Here is a 20,184-nt window from a genome sequence, read left to right on the forward strand (position 1 = left end):
ACCCACAAGGTCGTACCCTCAATTAAAAAATGACAACAACTGAGGCCACCATGCTCAAAAAAGCGGTCATTCCGTTTCTACTCGGCGCAGGTTTGATCGCCAGCGCTCCCTTCGCTCAAGCAGCATCGAACCTGGTGTTCTGCTCCGAAGGCAGCCCCGCTGGTTTCGACCCAGGTCAATACACCACCGGCACCGACTTCGACGCTTCGGCCGAGACTGTTTTCAACCGTCTGAGCCAGTTCGAACGTGGCGGCACCGCCGTTATCCCAGGTTTGGCCACCAGCTGGGACGTCTCCCCGGATGGCCTGACCTACACCTTCCACCTGCGTGAAGGTGTCAAGTTCCACACCACGCCGTACTTCAAGCCGACGCGTACGTTCAATGCCGATGACGTGCTGTTCACGTTCAACCGCATGATCAACAAGGACGACCCGTTCCGTAAGGCGTACCCGACCGAATTCCCGTACTTCACCGACATGGCGATGGACACCAACATCACCAAGATCGAGAAGATCGACGACCACACCGTCAAAATGACCCTGGGCACCGTCGACGCTGCGTTCATCCAGAACCTGGCCATGAGCTTCGCGTCCATTCAGTCCGCTGAATACGCCGCGCAACTGCTCAAGGAAGGCAAGCCTGAAGACATCAACCAGAAGCCTATCGGCACTGGTCCTTTCGTGTTCAAGAGCTACCAGAAAGACTCCAACATCCGTTTCACCGGAAACAAGGACTACTGGAAGCCTGAAGACGTCAAAGTCGACAACCTGATTTTCGCCATTACCACCGATGCTTCGGTTCGTGCCCAGAAGTTGAAGAAAGGCGAATGCCAGATCACTGCTTACCCGCGCCCTGCGGATCTCGCGCCACTGAAGGCCGACCCTGCACTGAAGATGCCTGATCAGGCGGGCTTTAACCTGGGTTACATCGCCTACAACGTGATGCCGACCATCAAGGGTGAAACCAAGCCGAACCCGCTGGCCAAGCTCGAAGTACGCCAGGCGCTGGACATGGCTGTCGACAAGAAAGCCATCATCGATGCGGTATACCAGGGTGCAGGTCAACTGGCGGTCAACGCCATGCCGCCGACCCAGTGGTCTTACGACACCACCATCAAGGATGCACCGTTCGACGTTGCCAAAGCCAAGGAACTGCTGAAAAAGGCAGGTGTGGCCGAAGGCACCGAAATCACCCTGTGGGCTATGCCGGTTCAGCGTCCGTACAACCCGAACGCCAAGCTGATGGCTGAAATGCTTCAGAACGACTGGAAGAAGATCGGCATCAACGCCAAGATCGTTTCCTACGAGTGGGGCGAGTACATCAAACGTGCCAAGGCCGGCGAAAACGGCGCGATGCTGATCGGCTGGAGCGGCGACAACGGTGACCCGGACAACTGGCTGGGCACGCTGTTTGGCTGCGACGCGGTCAACGGCAACAACTTCGCCAAGTGGTGCGACAAGCCTTTCGACACCCTGATTCATCAGGCCAAGGAAACCACCGACCAGGCCAAGCGCACCGAGCTCTACAAACAGGCTCAGCACTTGCTCAAGGACGCGGTTCCGATGACGCCTATCGCGCACTCGACTGTTTACCAGCCAATGCGCAAGGAAGTTCAGGACTTCAAGATCAGCCCATTCGGTCTGAGCTCGTTCTATGGTGTGAGCGTCAGCGGTAAGTAATTCCTCTATATGACTTCACGGTCGCGTTATCTTCGGATAACGCGACCGTGTCGTTATGTGCGTGTTTTATAAATGAAAATGAATATCGTTAGACGACCAATCAATACATAAAGAATTTGCCTACTTACGATATCCATTTTTCCTACAACTTTTTAGGAAGTTGAAAGTATTTACTGTGCGCGCCTGGGGACATACCGTCTCAGGTGGCCGCTCTTGATATTGTTGTCTATCTGTTCGGTCGGGTTTTCACTCGCTGCTGAAGCCATTTGCGCAAACGATTGCCATGGACTTTTCAGTGGGCGCAGGTATTCGCGTTCCAGACGATAAAGGACTGTCATGCTTAAAAGTATTGTTATGCCATCATTGCTGACTGCTGGACTGCTCGCCCTGAATCCTCAGGCCAATGCTGCCGCCAAAAACCTGGTGTTCTGCTCAGAAGGCAGCCCGGCCGGCTTTGATATCGGTCAATACACATCAGGCACGGACAACGACGCCGCCGAGCCTGTCTACAACCGCCTGGCCGAATTCGAAAGCGGCCAGACCAGCGTCGTTCCGGCGCTGGCTACGCGCTGGGATGTCTCCGACGACGGCTTGAGCTACACCTTCCATCTGCGTGAAGGCGTGAAATTCCACAGCAACAAGTCGTTTACCCCCAGTCGCGACTTCAATGCCGACGATGTTCTGTTTACATTCAACCGCATGCTGCACAAGGATCATCCGTTTCGTGTCGCCTATCCAACCGAGTTCCCGTACTTCACCAGCATGGGCCTGGACAAAAATATAAAGTCCGTCGAGAAAACCGGCCCAATGACCGTGGTTTTTTCATTGAACAAAGTGGACGCGGCATTCATCCAGAATATCGCGATGAACTTCGCGTCCATTCTTTCGGCCGAATATGCTGACAAACTGATGGCATCGGGCAATGTTCGCGATATAAACCAATCGCCCATTGGTACCGGACCATTTGTATTGCGGCGTTACCAAAAAGACTCAAACATTCGTTATGTCGCCAACAAACAGTTCTGGGATCCGGAGCGGGTCAAGATCGACCAACTGATTTTCGCGATCAATACCGACGCATCGGTGCGTGTGCAGAAACTCAAGAAAAACGAGTGTCAGGTCACGCTTAATCCCCGACCTGCGGATGTGGAAGCGCTAAAGGCAGACAAGCAACTGAAGGTCATCCAGAAACCGGGCTTCAACCTCGGCTACATCTCCTACAACGTGCGTCACGCGCCGCTGGACAACCTGCAGGTTCGGCGGGCGCTGGACATGGCCGTGAACAAACCGGAAATCATCAAGGCTGTGTACCAGGGCGCAGGACAACTGGCGCAGAACGCGATGCCCCCCACCCAGTGGTCCTACGACGAAACGGTCAAGGATGCCCCCTACAACCCTGAGAAAGCCCGCGAGTTGCTCCGTGCTGCAGGCGTCAAGGAAGGCACCGAGCTGACCCTCTGGGCCATGCCGGTACAGCGCCCCTATAACCCCAACGCCAAGCTGATGGCGCAGATGCTTCAGGCCGACTGGGCAAAGGTCGGGATCAAGACCCGGATCGTCAGCTACGAGTGGGGTGAATACCTCAAGCGCAGCAAAAACGGCGAACACGACATCTCATTGATCGGCTGGACCGGCGACAACGGTGATCCGGACAACTGGCTGGGGACGCTGTACAGCTGTGCCTCCATCGGCGGCAACAACTACTCGATGTGGTGCGACGAAAAATACGACGCCCTGGTCAAGGCCGCCGTCGCCACCGCTGACAAGAATCAACGCATCGATCTGTACCAGAAAGCTCAGCACTACCTCAAAGAACAGGTTCCCATCACGCCGATAGCCCATTCGACAGTCAGCCAGCCATTGCGCGCTGACGTCGAGGGTTTCCAGGTGAGTCCTTTCGGACGCAACAACTTCTCGGGCGTCACCATCGCCGAATGATTCGCGCAACGTGCCAGAGGTGTTTTTCACCTTTGGCACTGCTTTATCCGCAATCCGTGGATACAGCACGAAGGCCCACAGGGCCGCACCACCAAAGCCGGCCAACCCATAAAAGCCGGCCTCTATAAAAGCAGTAATCGGGAGCTTCAAAACGTGAAAAATGCCAGCACTGCTGTATTCGCCTTCTCCTTGCTCGCCACGAGCGTAGCGGCCCAGGCAGAGCCAACCAGTCAGGATTTCGTGCCGACTGAACTGGCGTCAAGCAACCTCCAGAGTGAAGCGAAGGGCTTCCTGGAAGATTCGAAACTGACCGGATCGACCAAGAACTGGTATGCCAATGAGCTGCTGCGTCGTGGCGGCACCTTCAGCCGCAGCGAAAACGGCGTCGTCGTTGACCGTGATCCGCGTCGTATCAACTGGGTGCAAGGCACCATCGTCGATTACAGCTCGGGATTCACTCAGGGCACCGTTGGTTTCGCCACACAAATGGCGGTCTACAACGCCGTGGCGCTGGACCGCGACAAGGACGACCTGATGGGCGGCGCCAACCGCACCCTGACCAAGAACAACGGCGACGCGGTCGGCCAATGGAGCAAGATGGGCCTGGCGAACGTCAAGGCGCGCATCTCCAACACCACGCTGACGGCAGGCCGTCAGTCGATGAACACCCCGGTACTGGCTTACATCGGTAACCGCGCGCTGCCATCGAGCTTCGAGGGTGTGAGCATCCTCAGCGAAGAATTCAACAACCTGTCGTTCACCGCCGGTAGCTTCGATCGCGTATCTCCACGCTCCGAACAAAGCCTGACCAAGTTCCGCTCCGAATACACGGCGAACGCCAACATCGAAGCCGACCGCGTGGACATCGCCGGTGTCGACTACAAGCCGTTCAAAAGCCTGACCACCAGCTTCTATGCATCGAACGTCGAAGATTTCTGGCACCAGTACTACTTCTCGTTCCTGCACGAGCTGGGCGACACCGATGTGTTGGGGCTGAGCACCAACCTGAACTACTACAAGACCAAGGATTCCGGTCAGAAGAAGATGGGCCCGATCGACAACGACACCTACAGCTTGTCGTTGACCGCTACCCACAAAGCGCACAGCTTCAGCATTGCGTATCAGGAAGTCGAGGGTGACACCTACTTCGACTACATCCATGACAGCAACGCGATCTTCCTGGCCAACTCCCTGCTCTCGGACTTCAACGGACCGAACGAAAAATCGGTACAGCTGAGCTACCTGCTGAACATGGCCGACTACGGCGTGCCAGGCCTCAAGTTCAACGTTTACCAGGCTCGCGGTTTCGACATCGACGGCACCCACTACAAGGGCACCGCCTATGACGTCCGCGGCATGGACGGCGAAACCCACTATGAATATGGCGTCGGCGCGTCGTACACCATGCAGTCCGGTCCGTTGAAAGCGTCGACCATGCGCGGGACCTACACCACGCACCGGGCGAGTGCCAACCAGGCGGACGGCAACATCAACGAGTTCCGTCTGGTGACCACCATTCCGTTCAACATTCTCTAATCACCACCCCGGAGGTATCGGGGCCAGAACTTATTGGCCCCGATACCCCACTCACTATTGGCTTCATCACTAGCGGAGGGCGTTTTCTTGAAATCGACATTCAAACTCGCAACATTGCGCAACGCAGTCGCACTGGCACTGTTCAGCGTAGCGGTCGGCGTTTCGGCCAAACCTCTGGTGGTCTGCACCGAAGCCAGCCCGGAAGGGTTCGACACGGCGCTGTACACCACCGCCGTCACCGCAGACGCTTCGGCGGAAACCATTTTCAACCGACTGGTGGACTTCAAGCCCGGCACCACTGACATTCAGCCGGCACTGGCCGAATCCTGGGAGATCAGTGAAGACGGCCTCAATTACACGTTTCACCTGCGCAAAGGCGTGAAGTTCCACACCACTGATTACTTCAAACCGACACGCGACATGAACGCCGACGACGTGGTGTGGAGCTTCCAGCGTCAGTTGAACCCCGACCATCCGTGGCACAAGCAGTCAGCCGTCGGCTATCCGTACTTCGAGAGCATGGGCTTCAAAGAACTGCTCAAGAACGTGGTGAAGGTTGACGACAGCACGGTCAAATTCACGCTGACCCGCCGCGAAGCACCGTTCCTGGCCGACATCGCCATGGCCTTCGCGTCGATCTATTCCGCCGAATACGCCGATCAACTGCTCAAGGCCAACAAGACCGATGAGCTGAACAGCAAACCGATCGGCACCGGCCCGTTCGTCTTTCAGCGTTATGCCAAGGACGCTCAGGTGCGCTTCAAGGCCAATCCGGATTACTTCCGGGGCAAACCACCGGCTGACGCACTGATTCTGGCGATTGCCACTGACAGCAACGTGCGCCTGCAAAAGCTCAAGGCCAACGAATGCCAGATTGCGCTGTACCCTAAACCCGATGACATTCCGGGCATCAAGAAAGACCCGTCGCTGAAAATCGATGAACTTCAGGCGATGACCACCGCCTACGTCGCAATGAATACCTCCCACAAATACATGAGCGACGTTCGGGTGCGTAAAGCGATCGATATCGCCTTCGACAAGGAAGCCTATGTCAGCGCCCTGTTCGGCCCTGGCAACGCCAGCGTTGCGGTCAACCCCTACCCGCCTACCCTGCTTGGCTACAACAATACCCTGAAAAATCCGGCCCACGATCTGGACAAGGCACGGGCCTTGCTCAAGGAAGCCGGCGTTCCGGATGGCACCGTATTTACTCTCTATACCCGCAACGGCGGCGGTGCAACCAACCCGAATCCGGTGATGGGGGCACAAATGATGCAAGCGGATTTGGCGAAAGTCGGCATTAAGTTAGATATACGCGTCATGGAATGGGGCGAAATGCTCAAACGTGCCAAAAGCGGCGAGCCCGACATGGTGTCGGCAGGCTGGGCAGGCGACAATGGCGACCCTGATAACTTCCTGACCCCGAACCTGAGCTGCGAAGCCGCCAAGAACGGCGAAAACTACGCGCGCTGGTGCAATCAGAAGTTCCAGACGTTGATCGATCAGGCTCGGGAAAAAACCGACCCGGCCGAACGTGCCGCGCTTTATGAGCAGGCGCAGGCGATCTTCAATCAGGATCAACCATGGATCAGCATGGCGCACACCAAGATGTTCACTGCAATGCGCAACAACGTAGAGGGTTATTACATTAGCCCTCTCACCACTAATAACTTCGCTACCACCCAAGTGAAGTAGAAGAAGAATCCGGCGGGCTCGCAAAAACGAGACCCGCTGGTACACGCCTAACCGGCAGATGAGGTACACGAGAAGATGTTTAGTTTTATCGCTCGCCGAGTGGGGTTGTTGATACCCACCTTCTTCGGCATCACCTTGCTGACCTTCGCATTGATTCGCCTGATTCCGGGCGACCCGGTCGAAGTCATGATGGGTGAACGCCGGGTCGATCCGGAAATGCACGCCCAAGCCATGGAACGTCTTGGCCTGAACAAGCCGCTTTATGCGCAATACATCGACTACGTCGGCAAGCTCGCCCATGGCGATCTCGGCGAATCGCTGCGGACGCGCACGAGCGTGTGGACCGAATTCACCTCGCTGTTCCCGGCGACTCTGGAACTGTCGATCGCGGCGTTGATATTCGCTGGCATCCTCGGACTTCTGGCCGGGGTCATCGCTGCGCTCCGACGAGGATCCCTGTTCGACCATGGCGTCATGGGTATTTCGCTTGCGGGATACTCGATGCCGATCTTCTGGTGGGGCCTGATCCTGATCATGTTCTTCTCGGTATCGCTGGGCTGGACCCCGGTATCGGGTCGTATCGACCTGCTGTATGACATTCCCCCGAAAACCGGCTTCATGCTGATCGACACCCTGCTCAGCGATGAAGAAGGCTCGTTCATGGACGCCCTGCGTCACTTGATCCTGCCGGCTATCGTGCTGGGCACCATTCCGCTGGCGGTCATCGCCCGGATGACCCGATCTTCGATGCTCGAAGTGCTGCGTGAAGACTATGTGCGTACCGCACGGGCCAAAGGCCTGTCGCCGGCTCGCGTGGTGTTCGTTCACGGCCTGCGCAACGCGCTGATCCCCGTGCTGACCGTGTTCGGTCTGCAAGTGGGCACGCTGCTCGCCGGCGCCGTACTGACCGAAACGATCTTCTCCTGGCCGGGTATCGGCAAATGGCTCATCGAGGCCATTGGCGCACGTGACTACCCTGTCGTGCAGAACGGCATCCTGTTAATCGCCTGCCTGGTGATTCTGGTCAACTTCGTGGTGGACATCCTCTACGGCTTTGCCAACCCACGCATTCGTCACCAGCGCTGAGATCACTTTTATGAGCACACCTACTCCTGTAGTAGCAGTCGATCAAAGCCTGCTCTACCCGTCCGTATACAAAGAGTTCTGGCAGCACTTCGCCAAGAACAAAGGCGCCGTCGCAGGGCTTGCGTTCATGCTGCTGATCGTTTTCTGCGCCATCTTTGCCCCTTGGGTCGCGCCCCATGATCCGAGCGAGCAATACCGCGATTTCCTGCTGACCCCGCCGGTCTGGCTCGAAGGCGGTCAATGGCAGTTCCTGCTGGGCACCGACGAACTGGGCCGCGATCTGCTGTCGCGTCTGATTCAGGGCTCGCGCCTGTCGCTGCTGATCGGTCTGTCGTCGGTGGTGATGTCGCTGATTCCGGGGATCCTCATGGGTCTGCTGGCCGGGTTCTTCCCCAAGATCCTCGGCCCGACCATCATGCGTCTAATGGACATCATGCTGGCCCTGCCGTCGCTGCTGCTGGCAGTGGCCATCGTCGCGATCCTCGGCCCTGGCCTGATCAACACTGTGATCGCTATCGCCATCGTTTCGCTGCCGTCCTATGTGCGTCTGACCCGTGCCGCCGTCATGGGCGAACTGAACCGCGACTACGTGACCGCTGCCCGCCTGGCCGGCGCCACCTTGCCGCGCCTGATGTTCATCACCGTGCTGCCCAACTGCATGGCGCCGCTGATCGTTCAGGCCACTCTGAGTTTCTCCTCGGCAATCCTCGACGCTGCGGCGCTGGGCTTCCTCGGTCTGGGTGTGCAACCGCCAACGCCTGAGTGGGGCACCATGCTCGCTTCGGCTCGCGATTACATCGAACGTGCCTGGTGGGTCGTGAGCCTGCCCGGTCTGACCATCTTGCTCAGCGTGCTGGCAATCAACCTGATGGGCGACGGCCTGCGCGATGCGCTGGACCCGAAACTCAAGAACGCCGCCTGAGGACGTCCGAATGCCACTCTTACAAATCAAGAACCTCAACGTTCGCTTCGGCGATGCCACCGCAACCCCGGTCGTCGATGGCCTGGACCTGGCCGTGGACAAAGGCGAAGTGCTGGCGATCGTCGGCGAATCGGGCTCGGGTAAATCCGTGACCATGATGGCGCTGATGGGCCTGATCGATCATCCCGGCATCGTCACAGCCGACTCCCTGACCTTCGACGGCAAGGACATGCTCAAGCTGAGCGCTCGCCAGCGTCGCCAGATCGTCGGCAAGGACCTGTCGATGGTCTTCCAGGACCCGATGACCGCGCTGAACCCGAGCTACACCGTGGGCTTCCAGATCAAGGAAGTGCTCAAGCAGCACTTGGGTCTGTCGGGCAGAGCCGCGCACCAACGTGCGCTGGAGCTGCTGCAGAAGGTCGAGATCCCGGGCGCCGCACAGCGTCTGGATGCCTACCCGCATCAGCTGTCCGGCGGTATGAGTCAGCGTGTTGCGATCGCCATGGCGATTGCCGGTGAGCCGAAACTGCTGATTGCCGACGAACCGACCACGGCTCTGGACGTGACCATTCAGGCGCAGATCATGGACCTGCTGCTGGCCCTGCAGAAAGAACAGGACATGGCGCTGGTACTGATTACCCACGACCTGGCCGTCGTCGCCGAAACCGCTCAGCGGGTGTGCGTGATGTACGCTGGTCAAGCCGTGGAAGTCGGTCAGGTACCCGGTCTGTTCGATGTGCCTGCGCATCCTTACAGCGAAGCACTGCTGGCGGCGATTCCCGAGCACAGCATGGGTGCCGAACGCCTGTCGACGCTGCCGGGCATCGTCCCCGGTCGTTACGACCGTCCGAGCGGTTGCCTGCTGTCGCCGCGCTGCCCGTACGTCCAGGACAAATGCCGTGAACAACGTCCGACTCTGGACCCTAAAGCCCACAGCCTTGCGCGCTGCTTCTTTCCGCTGAATCAGGAGGTGGCGTAATGAGCGAAATCGTACTGACCGCCCGTGACCTAACTCGTCACTACGATGTATCCCGTGGACTGTTCAAGCCACACGCCACCGTGCGCGCGCTCAACGGCGTGTCGTTCGAACTCGAAGCCGGCAAAACCCTGGCGGTCGTCGGTGAGTCCGGCTGCGGCAAGTCCACTCTCGCCCGCGCCCTGACACTGATCGAAGAGCCGTCCTCGGGCTCCTTGAAAATCGCAGGTCAGGAAGTGACCGGCGCGACCAAGGCGCAACGCAAGCAACTGCGCAAAGACGTGCAGATGGTGTTTCAGAGCCCGTACGCGTCGCTCAACCCGCGTCAGAAGATCGGTGATCAACTGGGCGAGCCGCTGCTGATCAACACCAACCTGTCGGCGGCCGAACGCCGCGAGAAAGTGCAGGCGATGATGAAGCAGGTGGGGCTGCGTCCTGAGCATTATCAACGTTACCCGCACATGTTCTCCGGGGGGCAGCGTCAGCGCATTGCGCTGGCTCGCGCCATGATGCTGCAACCCAAAGTGCTGGTGGCGGATGAGCCAACCTCGGCGCTGGACGTATCGATTCAGGCGCAGGTGCTGAACCTGTTCATGGATTTGCAGCAGGAGTTCAACACGGGCTATGTGTTCATCTCCCACAACCTGGCAGTGGTTCGCCATGTCGCCGATACGGTGTTGGTGATGTACCTGGGCCGTCCTGCGGAAATGGGGCCAAAGGAGGAGATTTATAACCGGCCTCTGCACCCTTACACGCAGGCATTGCTTTCGGCCACGCCGACGATTCACCCGGATCCGTCGAAGCCGAAGATCAAGATTGTGGGTGAGTTGCCTAACCCGCTGAATCCGCCGTCGGGTTGCGCTTTCCACAAGCGTTGCCCGTATGCGACCGAGCGCTGCAGCACTGAGGTTCCGGAGTTGCGGACTGTGGATAACCGGCAGGTGGCGTGTCATTACGCGGAGCAGTTCGTGGCGTGATCGGCTGCTGACGCGTGAATAAAAGAAGGCCGTTGCGTTTAGAGCGCAACGGCCTTTTTTGTTGCGCGTTTAACAAGTAAAGCTTCGGCGAGTCCTGTAGCAGCCCGGCCGTGCTGCTACAGAATTCGCTGTAACCCTATGGGAGCCGTATCAGTAAACATCCCGACGATAACGGCCTTGCTCGATCAAGCTCTGTACACCCTCTTCGCCGATCAGGGCTCTCAATGTCTCATCGACGCCTGTGGCCATGCCTTCGAGACTGCCGCAGATGTAGATAACGGCGCCCTCTGCCAACCAGCGATGCAACTCATCGGCCGCTTCGCGCAGGCGATCCTGCACATAGATTTTCTCGGCCTGGTCGCGGGAGAACGCCAGATCCATCCTTGCCAGATCGCCACTCGCCAGCCAGCCGTTCAACTCATCGGCGCAATGGAAATCGTGCTCGGCATTGCGCTCGCCAAACAGTAGCCAGTTGCGATGTTCGCCCTGGGTGATGCGCGCTTTCAACAAGCTGCGCAGCCCCGCCAATCCGGTGCCGTTGCCGATCAGAATCATCGGCGCAGGCTCGCTCGGCAGGTGGAAACTGCTGTTGCGACGAACGCGCAGGCTGATGGAAGCCCCCAACGCTGCGTGCTCGGTCAACCAACCTGAACCCAATCCAAGGCTACCGTCCGGATGAAGCTCCTGACGCACGATCAATTGCAGCGAGCCGTCTTCGGGAATTGACGCAATCGAATACTCACGCATCGCCAGCGGCACCAGCGCATCGATCAGCGCTTGTGCGTGAAGACCGACGAGATGACTGCGATTGGCAGGTAACTGACGACTGCGCAACGCCTGACCCAAGGTTTCGCTCAAGCCATCGACATGGACCTGCGAGTCTGCAGCGATGCCCAACCCTGCCAGGAAATGCTCGACGGCAGACGGCGCATTACGCGGCAGTACTTCGACCAGATCGCCTGCCTCCCAGCGCGTGTCGGACGCGCCAGTAAGCCCCAGCAGAAACACTTTCGATCCAACGCTACCCGCGTTCAGCAAATCGCGCTGATTGAGCGTCCAGTTTTCATAATCCGGCGCTTTCCATGCAGTGGCAGGCGTCGAACCGGTCAGTTCGCCCAATTGCTGCTGCCAGTGTTGCAGCGCGGCGCTGTCGCCACTGTCCACTTCAACCGGAGCGAACAAGGTGCTGCCTCCACGTTCGGCGAGCCAGCCATGCAGACGCTGAGCAAAACCGCAGAAATGCTGGTATTGGCGGTCGCCAAGACCCAGCACCGCGTAATTCAGATTTTCCAGAGACAGCGGACGGCCCAGTAATGTGCGTTCGAAACCACGAGCGCTGTCCGGGGCCTCGCCATCGCCGAACGTGCTGACGACGAACAGCGCATTGTGACTCTGATTCAGGTCCTGCTCGGTCATGTCTGCCAGGCGCTGAACGCGCACCGGCAACCCGGCCGATTGCAATTGCCCGGCCGTCTGCCACGCCAGTTGTTCGGCGAAGCCGCTCTGGCTGGCGAAACCGATCAACCACGCCGGTCCTTGGCTGGCGGAGCCACTGGTGGCGGTGGACACCTCACCACGGGCACTGCGAATGTCACGCTTCTTGCGGCGGCGGTCCAGATACAGCAGCCAGCCTGTGATGAAGAACAGCGGCATGAGCAGCGCCGCAACCGTGATCACGATACGGCCAGGAAGTCCCCAGTAACTGCCGGTGTGCAGCGAGTAATTACTGACCAGCAACTTCGCGCCGTAGCCTTTATCCGCGTAGCGTGAAACGGCCTTGAGTTGTCCGCTGGCGGGATCGAGGGTTATCTGGTTCAGCGCGCGCGGATGCGGTGCGTTCTTGAGGATGTAGAAAACGGTCGCCATCTGGCCGGGTGCCTGCGGCATGCGCAGATTGTAGGCCTTGAGGTCAGGGCCTGCGGTTTTCTGAATGGTATCCCAGATCAAGGCATAGTCCGGTGCAGCGGTTTGGACCGGAACCGCCTCTTTCGGACCCGGTCCTGGCCGTGGCCCACCGCCGCCTCGGCGCTGCTCTCCGGCCACGGGTGGATCGCCGATGAGCTTGTTCATGCCGTTGCTCACCCAGTCGTAGGACCACATCAATCCAGTGATGGCCAGCAGCAGGTAAACGATCAGGCACCAGGTGCCGAACACCGAATGCAGATCCCAATTGAAACTGCGGCCCTTCTTCGCCCAGTCCAGCGTCAGCCACACGCGCCAGTTCAATGCCTGACGCGGCCAGCGCAGATACAGTCCGGACAGGCAGAAGAACACCAGAATCAGCGTGCAGGCGGCGGTGACCTGTTTGCCGTATTCGCCGGCTGCCAGGAAACGGTGCAGGTTCAGGATGAAGCCGAAAAAGTCTTGCCCGAGCGCATCCTCGGTGAACGCGCCGGTGAAGGGATTGAAGTTGTGCATCTCGCCACGACGCTGGCCGGGCGGCGGCTGGAACCAGACCTGCGCGACCCTGTTACTGTCAGGCTCGATGCGGAACATCGACACTTTGTCCTTGCCTTGAGCCTCGACCTTGCTGACCATTTCGGGCAATGACAACTGACGCTCGAGCGGCTGCACGAACAGAGTATCAGGGTTGAGCGCATCGACGATTTCGTCCTCGAACGAATACAGCGCGCCGGTAATGCCCATCAGGGCCAAGACCAGACCCGCCGTGATTCCGAAGAACCAGTGCACTTGAAACAGGACTTTCTTCAACACCCTCAATCACCTCGATAACCCGCTGCGACGCGCATTATGCGCACAAACGGCATGTATTCTCATCCGTATCTGATTCTGTATTCGGTCACCGATCCGACACAGTGGTGTGTCGGCTGGACGCCTGTAGCAGTCCGGCTTGTCGGCGGTGACAAGATTAAAATCGCCACCGCCGGCAAGCCGGAGTGCTACACAGAGACGCACGCCGCGCACATACAAAAGCCCCACTCACCGGTGGTAAGTGGGGCTTCTCGCTTCTCTTCCTGATCAGAAGTGGAAGCTGGCACTCATCAGCGCGGTCCGGCCTGCAGCCATGTGCGCATAGTGAGTGGTGAAGACCTGATCGTAGTAACGCTTGTCGGTCAGGTTCTGCACGTTTAGTTGCAAGTCGACGTTTTTGGTCAATGCATAAGTCGCCATCGCGTCGTAGCGCCAGTAGGATGGCACCTCAACCGAGTTGGCTTCGTTGCCGAAACGCGAATCGACGAAGGTTGCGCCACCGCCGACAGTCAGCTTGGGCATCAGCTCGTACGTAGACCAGAAGTTGAAGTTGTTCCGCGGGGTGCTTGGCATATGGTTGCCTTCGTCAGCCGCGTTGGTGGCCTTGACGATCTCGCTCTCCATATAGGTGTAGCCGCCGTAAACCTTCCACTTGCTGGTGATGTTGCCGCTGTAGGTCAACTCAAGGCCATCGACACGCTGCTCACCGTCAAGCACCTGAAAAGTCGCGTTGTCAGGATCGGTGATCCGGGCATTGGTCTTTTCGGTGCGGAACAGGGCTGCGGTCAGCGACAAATTGTCGTCGAAGAAATCCCACTTCGTGCCGATCTCGTAGTTACGGTTCTTTTCCGGATCGAGATCAGAGTTGTTCGCTGCCAGTTCCAGACCACCGTTACCACTGGTTTCACCCGACGGGTTGCTGGATGTCGACCAAGCTGCATAGATGCTGCCATTGGGCAATGGCTTGTAGGTCAGACCGACCTGGTAGTTCCACAGCTGGCTGGTGTTTTCACGTTTGAAAGACCCGGCTACGGAGCCACGCCCGCCCGTACTGAACCCGCTCGACGTGACATCGTAATCGTCATAACGCAGGCCGAGATTCAGCGACCATTGGTCATTGAACTTCAGAGTATCGAATACATACGCCGCGCTGGTTTTGGTGTCGGTGTCCGTATACGCCAGGCTGTCGGTGATCGTGCCGTTCCACGCATCTTTCGGGGTCGGATCGTACAGGCTGGTGCAGTCACCAGACCTCAACAATGCGGCGTTGCAAGTCGAACCGATTGTGCCGCCCGTCGCCGACAGCACGTTATAGCCACGGTTATGAGTGTCCTGATATGAAAACTCGACGCCGGTCACCAGACTGTGTTCGACGAAACCGGTATTGAACTTCGCCTGAAGGTCAGTCTGGTTGACGAAGCCACTGGATGTGGAATTACGGCTCTTGGCCGAACGCGAAACCAGGCCATTGGCAACGTTGCCGCGGCTGTCGTCCGGATTGGTGACGATGTAGTCCAGCGTCGAGCGGGACATACGGAAGCTGTTGGAAATGGTCAGGTTTTCGTTCAGATCGTGCTCGATGCGGAACGTGCCACTGTCATTGATGCTCTTGCGATAGTCGCGGTCGGTGAGGCCGTAAAAATTGTTCTCGTTGACGTGGGCCGGCTTATCGACGACGTCTTTGCTGCGACCGGGAGTGCTGGTCAGTGGAATACCGTAGTCCGGCATGTCGTCAGTGGAAAGGTGATAGTAATCCAGCTTCACCCGGGTGTCGGTGCCCAGACCGAAAGCGAAGGACGGCGCGAAGCCCCAGCGACTTACATCGACGTCGTTACGGCCAGCGACGTTGGCGTCATGCTTCATCAGGTTCAGGCGAACGGCAGAGGTATCGGTCATCTGCTTGTTGACGTCCAGCGTGTAGCGCTGGGTCTGGTCGGAGCCGAACGTATAGCCCCCGTTGTAGGCATCGCCCAGATGAGCGCCTTTGGTAATCAGGTTCAGGCTACCGCCGGTAGAACCCGCGCCTGTGAAGGCAGAGCCCGGGCCCTTGCTGATTTCGACGGATTCGACGTTGAAAATCTCGCGGCTCTGGGCAGCGACATCGCGCATGCCGTCGATGAAGACGTCACTCTCGGCATTGAAACCACGAATGATCGGGCGGTCCGCGTTGGGGTTGCCACCCTCGCCTGCGCCAAATGTGATGCCGGGGGTCGTGCGTAACGCATCGGCCAGACTGGTCGCTGCGGTGTCGCGAATCACTTGCTGAGGAATCACCGTGACGCTTTTGGGCGTGTCACGCAACGGAGCGGTATACTTTTTGGAAGCGGACTCCTCGGTCTTGTAACCGGTTTCCTGCTCACCATCAATGGTGGTAGCTCCGAGGCTCAGGGTTTTGTCCTGCGCGGTCTCGGCGGCTTGAGCCAAATGCGCGGCAGACATCGCGGCGATGGCGACGCCCACTACGCCAGCTATCGAGCGCTGAGAAGGTGCGGATGATGGTTGTGATTGGCGCGACATTTTCCTTCCCCAAGGAATGTAGAGGCCGCGGAATATAGTTGGGAATCATTTGTATTCGCATAAAACTTACATTCTTTACAATTCCGCTTTACGGATTTTTCACCCTCGTTCGTCTACGCGCGCTCGCAGGGTTTTACACAGCCAATAAGAATCACTACCATTCGCTACCTTTTCGATCCTGAGTGGCGACGCCATGCTCCTGCACATCCCTGGCCTGTTTACCCGTGAGGAAGTGCTGCGCATCCGTGAAGCTCTGGAACAGACCGAGTGGGCGGACGGCAAGATCACCGCCGGGCACCAGTCGGCGAAAGCCAAGCACAATCTGCAACTGCCCGAAGGCCATCCGCTGGCGAAAGAAATCGGTGCGGCCATGCTCGAACGGCTCTGGCAGAACCCTCTGTTCATGTCGGCAGCCCTGCCACACAAGGTGTTTCCCCCTCTGGTTAACTGTTACACCGGCGGCGGCAGTTTCGATTTTCACATCGACAACTCGGTGCGTCAGGCCAGAGGCAGCGTCGAACGGGTGCGCACCGATCTGTCGTCGACGCTGTTTTTCAGTGACCCGGACGACTACGATGGCGGCGAGCTGGTCATTCAGGACACCTTCGGCACGCGGCAGATCAAGCTGCCAGCCGGTGACCTGCTGCTCTACCCCGCCACCAGCCTGCACAAGGTCAATGCGGTCACACGTGGCGCGCGTTACGCTTCCTTCTTCTGGACCCAGAGCCTGGTGCGCGACGACGGCCATCGCACGTTGCTGTTCGAAATGGACACTGCCATTCAGCAACTCAGTCGTGATGTGCCTGATCATCCCTCGCTGATCCAGCTCACTGGCACTTATCACAACCTGTTGCGCCAATGGGTCGAGGTCTGACATGAGCTGGACCATGCGACGCGAGGATGTGCTCGACGGCGAACAACTGCGCGCCATGCTGCAGGAAAACCCGGCGAGTGCGGCACGAGCGATTCTCTTGGCGGCGCAGGAATCCATCGTCGATGCGCAGGCTTTGCTGGGTCAGATCCTTCTGGACGGCAGCGGGATCGAGCAAGACGCAGCGCTGGCGCTGGTCTGGTTCCAGATCGCGGGACGCAATGGCCACGCGATGGCGAACAACATGGCCGGGCGCTGTCACGAACATGGCTGGGGCTGTGAACCCGACGCCAGCAAAGCGGCTGAGTATTATCGACTGGCGGCCGAAGCCGATCTCGACTGGGGCTTCTACAACTACGCAAACCTGCTGGCGACCGGTCGTGGGGTGAACAAGGATCAGGCACGGGCCCTGGCCTGTTATCGAAAGGCGGCGCAGATGGGCCACGCCAAGTCGATGAACCTGCTGGGACGCTATCTGGAAGAAGGCCTGTGTTGTGAACGGGACCTGGCAACAGCTCACGACTGGTATCGCCGCTCCGCGCACGGCGGTGATTTCCGCGGCCAGTTCAGTCACGCTGCCGTTCTCGCCGATCAGGGGCACATCGAAGAGGCGGTTGCCTGGCTGCAAACAGCGCTGCGTACTGGCAACCTGAACTTCCTTCGGGTCAGCCGCAAGACGTTACTTGAGGCGACCCATCCTGACGTTCGCGCACTGGCGAGCGATTACCACCGACGTGCGGCCGAACTGGGCGATGATGCGGACAAGCACGAATACCGCAAACAATTGAATGCCGACGCTTCCATCGTGTAGGACGCTCGTAATTGCGCTGCACAACTTGCGGGAGGATTAGATAACTTCATATTTCGACAGGCTCGGCATCTCCTTTGATTACGGTAGTTGCGCACGTCATTAATATTTCGGCTTGGAAAAATCCTACAGGTCTAGCCCTTCTTTCCTCTTTGACCCACCAAGAACCAGTACTTACTCTTCAAACACGCGAACAGCGTTGAACACTGTTGAGACAGTGATCAAAACACCACCCGACATCATTAAAGGATTAATGACCATGTCACAACTTGCACGAAACCTGGACGACGCCGCGACTCAGGCATCACAGCTATTTAGCGCCGCCGCGGCAGACAATGATGACACGCGCGACAGCGGTCTCATCCTGACGAAGGACCAGATTAAAGATCTCAAACGGTATGAAATGGCCGGCCTGGCACTGCCCGTTCAATTAAAAGATGTCATCGCATATCTGGGTTATCGAAATGGCGCAGGCAAAGGGCTGGAACCTGCGGACTTCCAAAAAACCTTCAAGCTGGTGCACGACCACGCCAGCCTCTGGAATCCATTACGGACCGACTTGCTGAGTGTCAGTGACAAGCTGGTCGTGTTTTCCGGCGTCATTCAGGTCTACGGCGAAAGCATGTCAGAAGTGTTCGACGATATCAAAGCCCTTCGCCTTGTCGAAAAACACAATATCTCGACACTTGAAGACCTGAAGCGAATTGAAATGGAGCTGGGACACAAGTTTCCCGGCATCGAACAACCCGACCGTGCCGATCTTGGTTATTACCTGGACGAAATCCTGAAAAAAGTGCGGGAGCAAGAAGCGCTCGCCCAGAGAATCAAGACTCGACTTGACGCCTTTGGTCTCGAGCTCGCCAGCAAGATCATTCCCGAAATCCAGCTCAGGCTCAAAACGATCGATAACAACACCTTGGGTGCGGAAATCAAGGCTCTGCAAGTCAGTATCGATAACCGGGCGCTGGCGATCGAAGAAAAGAACAAGGAATACAAGAAACTGGTGGGAGACGCCATCTCAGGGATCACCAGCGGTTTGGTCATGGTGATCTACGCCAGTGTTCAGGCCGAAAAAGTTCGCAAAGAGCGCAATAAGCTGAAGAAGGCGCAACAAGCCGAAATTGCTCAGATGAACCACAAAAACAAGGTCCTGGCGTCGTTGGGGCGTGTCCGTATGGACATGCAGGACCTTGACTTGATCGCCATCGATGCCGATATCGCGACCAAGAACCTCATCACTGTCTGGAACAAGCTAGGCACCTTTATCGAAGAGTCCAGCCAGGAAGTCGACGGCATCAACGATGGACTCAGCATGCGCAGGTTCCGCAACCAGTTCAACTTGGTCGTCGCACCTTGGCGAACCATCGAAGAAGACGCTAAAGCACTGTTGCGGGTGTTTGCACAAGCAGACGCCGAATTTCGAGAAGAATATGGAGATCAGAAATGAGTAACGTAAGCCAGTTTCCTTCGACCGTTAATTACCCTCAAATAGATGCCGACACGCTTAAACAGGTTACCCGTTTGGCAAACACTGCAGCTATCGAGGTTAAACGCTGTTTCGTACAGACCGAATACCTCCCGGCTGTAGACAAGAGAGTCAGCGGCTTGAACAGGGCCATTCATAAGGCGGTCTCCAAACTACCGGAAAGCGTTAACTCGCTGTTCCACAAGATCGCGATAAATACCGGTACCCTCAGGGCCTATCAGGCGGAACTGAGGAATGCGCCAAGTTCCGACATCCAGGAAATCCTGGAAGACATCAGCACCCAGGCCGTCAATATCGTTCGAATCATCAGGGAAACGAACGCTGAGCTTAAACACGCACTCACCCCCATGACCGATACTGTGGACCGAAGAGTCACGGCTGGCTACATCGCGCAACTGGAAGTCGAGCAGCAGCGGCTGCCCATCGAGATTCAGGAAATCCGCGAACGAAAAGCCACCCTGGATGCAAAACGCAAGTCGCTGACCGATGCGATGGCGCTCCTCGAAACCAAGGGCATCGCCGAGATCGGTAAGGACACAATGCTCAATGCTCAGCAGATGGCAAACATGGGGATGGCGTCTCCCGAAGTAGCGGTCGTTGATGCAGCCATCAAGCTGGCTCAGGAAGCGCTCGAACGACTGGAGTCGATGATCAACTACGTTGGCTTGTCTGAAGCCCGCAACGAGATTCGCAAACAGATCGATGCCCTGATGGCCGGTGAGCGCGGCAAACAAGAAAGCTTGCACAACATAAATACCAAACATGCCTTGATCGCCGCTGCTCATGACTTTGACGATCAACGACAACGGTATGTCGAAGAGTTCGAAAAATTCATCATCGCCGGGCAATCGTTCCTCGATCTTTACCGAGCAGTCGATGCCCAGGACATGGAGGTCATCAGCCAGCTTACGGTCGATGCCGTCGCGCTGTCGGTGCATCTGAAGTCCGCTCTCTAATTAACCCCGCTCGTTCAGGCGTCGT

At 57.7% G+C, this 20,184-nt stretch carries 14 protein-coding genes; 12 read left to right on the plus strand and 2 right to left on the minus strand.

Annotation, left to right across the window (positions count from 1 at the left end; genetic code table 11):
- Positions 1-50: 50 nt before the first annotated feature.
- The 8 genes from D3M70_RS26975 to D3M70_RS27010 all read left to right on the plus strand — a co-directional run bounded on the left by D3M70_RS26975 (position 51) and on the right by D3M70_RS27010 (position 10,809).
- Positions 51-1,679: an ABC transporter substrate-binding protein gene (locus D3M70_RS26975; RefSeq protein WP_120128849.1), complete on the plus strand. Its 1,629-nt coding sequence runs from the start codon at positions 51-53 to the stop codon at positions 1,677-1,679.
- A gap of 354 nt (positions 1,680-2,033) precedes the next feature.
- Positions 2,034-3,617, plus strand: a complete 1,584-nt coding sequence (locus tag D3M70_RS26980; protein WP_375233048.1) for an ABC transporter substrate-binding protein — start codon at positions 2,034-2,036, stop codon at positions 3,615-3,617.
- Positions 3,618-3,770: 153 nt separating this feature from the next.
- Positions 3,771-5,153 carry an OprD family porin gene (locus tag D3M70_RS26985; RefSeq protein ID WP_120128852.1) on the plus strand — a complete coding sequence of 461 codons (1,383 nt, stop codon included), beginning with the start codon at positions 3,771-3,773 and terminating at the stop codon, positions 5,151-5,153.
- 87 nt (positions 5,154-5,240) lie between these two features.
- Positions 5,241-6,848 carry an ABC transporter substrate-binding protein gene (locus D3M70_RS26990; RefSeq protein ID WP_120128854.1) on the plus strand — a complete coding sequence of 536 codons (1,608 nt, stop codon included), beginning with the start codon at positions 5,241-5,243 and terminating at the stop codon, positions 6,846-6,848.
- 75 nt (positions 6,849-6,923) lie between these two features.
- On the plus strand, positions 6,924-7,934 hold the full coding sequence (locus D3M70_RS26995; protein ID WP_062388449.1) for an ABC transporter permease subunit: 1,011 nt from the start codon (positions 6,924-6,926) through the stop codon (positions 7,932-7,934).
- 10 nt (positions 7,935-7,944) lie between these two features.
- Positions 7,945-8,856 (plus strand): ABC transporter permease subunit, encoded by a 912-nt coding sequence (locus D3M70_RS27000; RefSeq protein ID WP_062388447.1) that lies wholly within the window; start codon positions 7,945-7,947, stop codon positions 8,854-8,856.
- A gap of 10 nt (positions 8,857-8,866) precedes the next feature.
- Positions 8,867-9,835 carry an ABC transporter ATP-binding protein gene (locus D3M70_RS27005; protein ID WP_120128856.1) on the plus strand — a complete coding sequence of 323 codons (969 nt, stop codon included), beginning with the start codon at positions 8,867-8,869 and terminating at the stop codon, positions 9,833-9,835.
- Positions 9,835-10,809, plus strand: coding sequence for a peptide ABC transporter ATP-binding protein (locus D3M70_RS27010; protein WP_120128858.1), 975 nt, complete (start codon positions 9,835-9,837; stop codon positions 10,807-10,809). The genes D3M70_RS27005 and D3M70_RS27010 overlap by 1 nt, the downstream gene beginning before the upstream one ends.
- Before the next feature lie 150 nt (positions 10,810-10,959).
- Here D3M70_RS27010 and D3M70_RS27015 read toward each other — a convergent pair whose 3' ends face one another.
- The gene (locus D3M70_RS27015) at positions 10,960-13,521 is read right to left on the minus strand and encodes a sulfite reductase flavoprotein subunit alpha (RefSeq protein ID WP_120128859.1); all 2,562 of its coding nucleotides are present in this window, start codon (positions 13,519-13,521) and stop codon (positions 10,960-10,962) included.
- A gap of 267 nt (positions 13,522-13,788) precedes the next feature.
- Entirely contained in the window at positions 13,789-16,038 is a 2,250-nt protein-coding gene (locus D3M70_RS27020; protein WP_120128861.1) for a TonB-dependent siderophore receptor, read from the minus strand.
- 193 nt (positions 16,039-16,231) lie between these two features.
- Between D3M70_RS27020 and D3M70_RS27025 the strand changes: the two genes are divergently transcribed.
- The 4 genes from D3M70_RS27025 to D3M70_RS27040 all read left to right on the plus strand — a co-directional run bounded on the left by D3M70_RS27025 (position 16,232) and on the right by D3M70_RS27040 (position 20,159).
- A complete protein-coding gene (locus tag D3M70_RS27025) occupies positions 16,232-16,912 on the plus strand; it encodes a Fe2+-dependent dioxygenase (protein ID WP_120128863.1) in 681 nt (226 codons plus the stop codon).
- A 1-nt stretch (position 16,913) separates the two neighbouring features.
- The gene (locus D3M70_RS27030; RefSeq protein ID WP_120128865.1) at positions 16,914-17,720 is read left to right on the plus strand and encodes a tetratricopeptide repeat protein; all 807 of its coding nucleotides are present in this window, start codon (positions 16,914-16,916) and stop codon (positions 17,718-17,720) included.
- 256 nt (positions 17,721-17,976) lie between these two features.
- The gene (locus tag D3M70_RS27035; RefSeq protein WP_120128866.1) at positions 17,977-19,164 is read left to right on the plus strand and encodes an alpha-xenorhabdolysin family binary toxin subunit A; all 1,188 of its coding nucleotides are present in this window, start codon (positions 17,977-17,979) and stop codon (positions 19,162-19,164) included.
- Positions 19,161-20,159: an alpha-xenorhabdolysin family binary toxin subunit B gene (locus D3M70_RS27040; RefSeq protein WP_133306529.1), complete on the plus strand. Its 999-nt coding sequence runs from the start codon at positions 19,161-19,163 to the stop codon at positions 20,157-20,159. Before D3M70_RS27035 ends, D3M70_RS27040 begins: the two co-directional genes overlap by 4 nt.
- The last annotated feature ends 25 nt before the right edge of the window (positions 20,160-20,184 follow it).

Source organism: Pseudomonas sp. LS-2 (assembly GCF_003605735.1).
Classification (GTDB): Bacteria; Pseudomonadota; Gammaproteobacteria; order Pseudomonadales; family Pseudomonadaceae; genus Aquipseudomonas.

Coding starts and splice junctions, on each gene's coding strand:
- D3M70_RS26975 (WP_120128849.1), top strand. CDS start 51: ATGCTCAAAAAAGCGGTCATTCCGTTTCTACTCGGCGCAGGTTTGATC.
- D3M70_RS26980 (WP_375233048.1), top strand. CDS start 2,034: ATGCCATCATTGCTGACTGCTGGACTGCTCGCCCTGAATCCTCAGGCC.
- D3M70_RS26995 (WP_062388449.1), top strand. CDS start 6,924: ATGTTTAGTTTTATCGCTCGCCGAGTGGGGTTGTTGATACCCACCTTC.
- D3M70_RS27000 (WP_062388447.1), top strand. CDS start 7,945: ATGAGCACACCTACTCCTGTAGTAGCAGTCGATCAAAGCCTGCTCTAC.
- D3M70_RS27005 (WP_120128856.1), top strand. CDS start 8,867: ATGCCACTCTTACAAATCAAGAACCTCAACGTTCGCTTCGGCGATGCC.
- D3M70_RS27010 (WP_120128858.1), top strand. CDS start 9,835: ATGAGCGAAATCGTACTGACCGCCCGTGACCTAACTCGTCACTACGAT.
- D3M70_RS27020 (WP_120128861.1), bottom strand. CDS start 16,038: ATGTCGCGCCAATCACAACCATCATCCGCACCTTCTCAGCGCTCGATA.
- D3M70_RS27025 (WP_120128863.1), top strand. CDS start 16,232: ATGCTCCTGCACATCCCTGGCCTGTTTACCCGTGAGGAAGTGCTGCGC.
- D3M70_RS27030 (WP_120128865.1), top strand. CDS start 16,914: ATGAGCTGGACCATGCGACGCGAGGATGTGCTCGACGGCGAACAACTG.
- D3M70_RS27035 (WP_120128866.1), top strand. CDS start 17,977: ATGTCACAACTTGCACGAAACCTGGACGACGCCGCGACTCAGGCATCA.
- D3M70_RS27040 (WP_133306529.1), top strand. CDS start 19,161: ATGAGTAACGTAAGCCAGTTTCCTTCGACCGTTAATTACCCTCAAATA.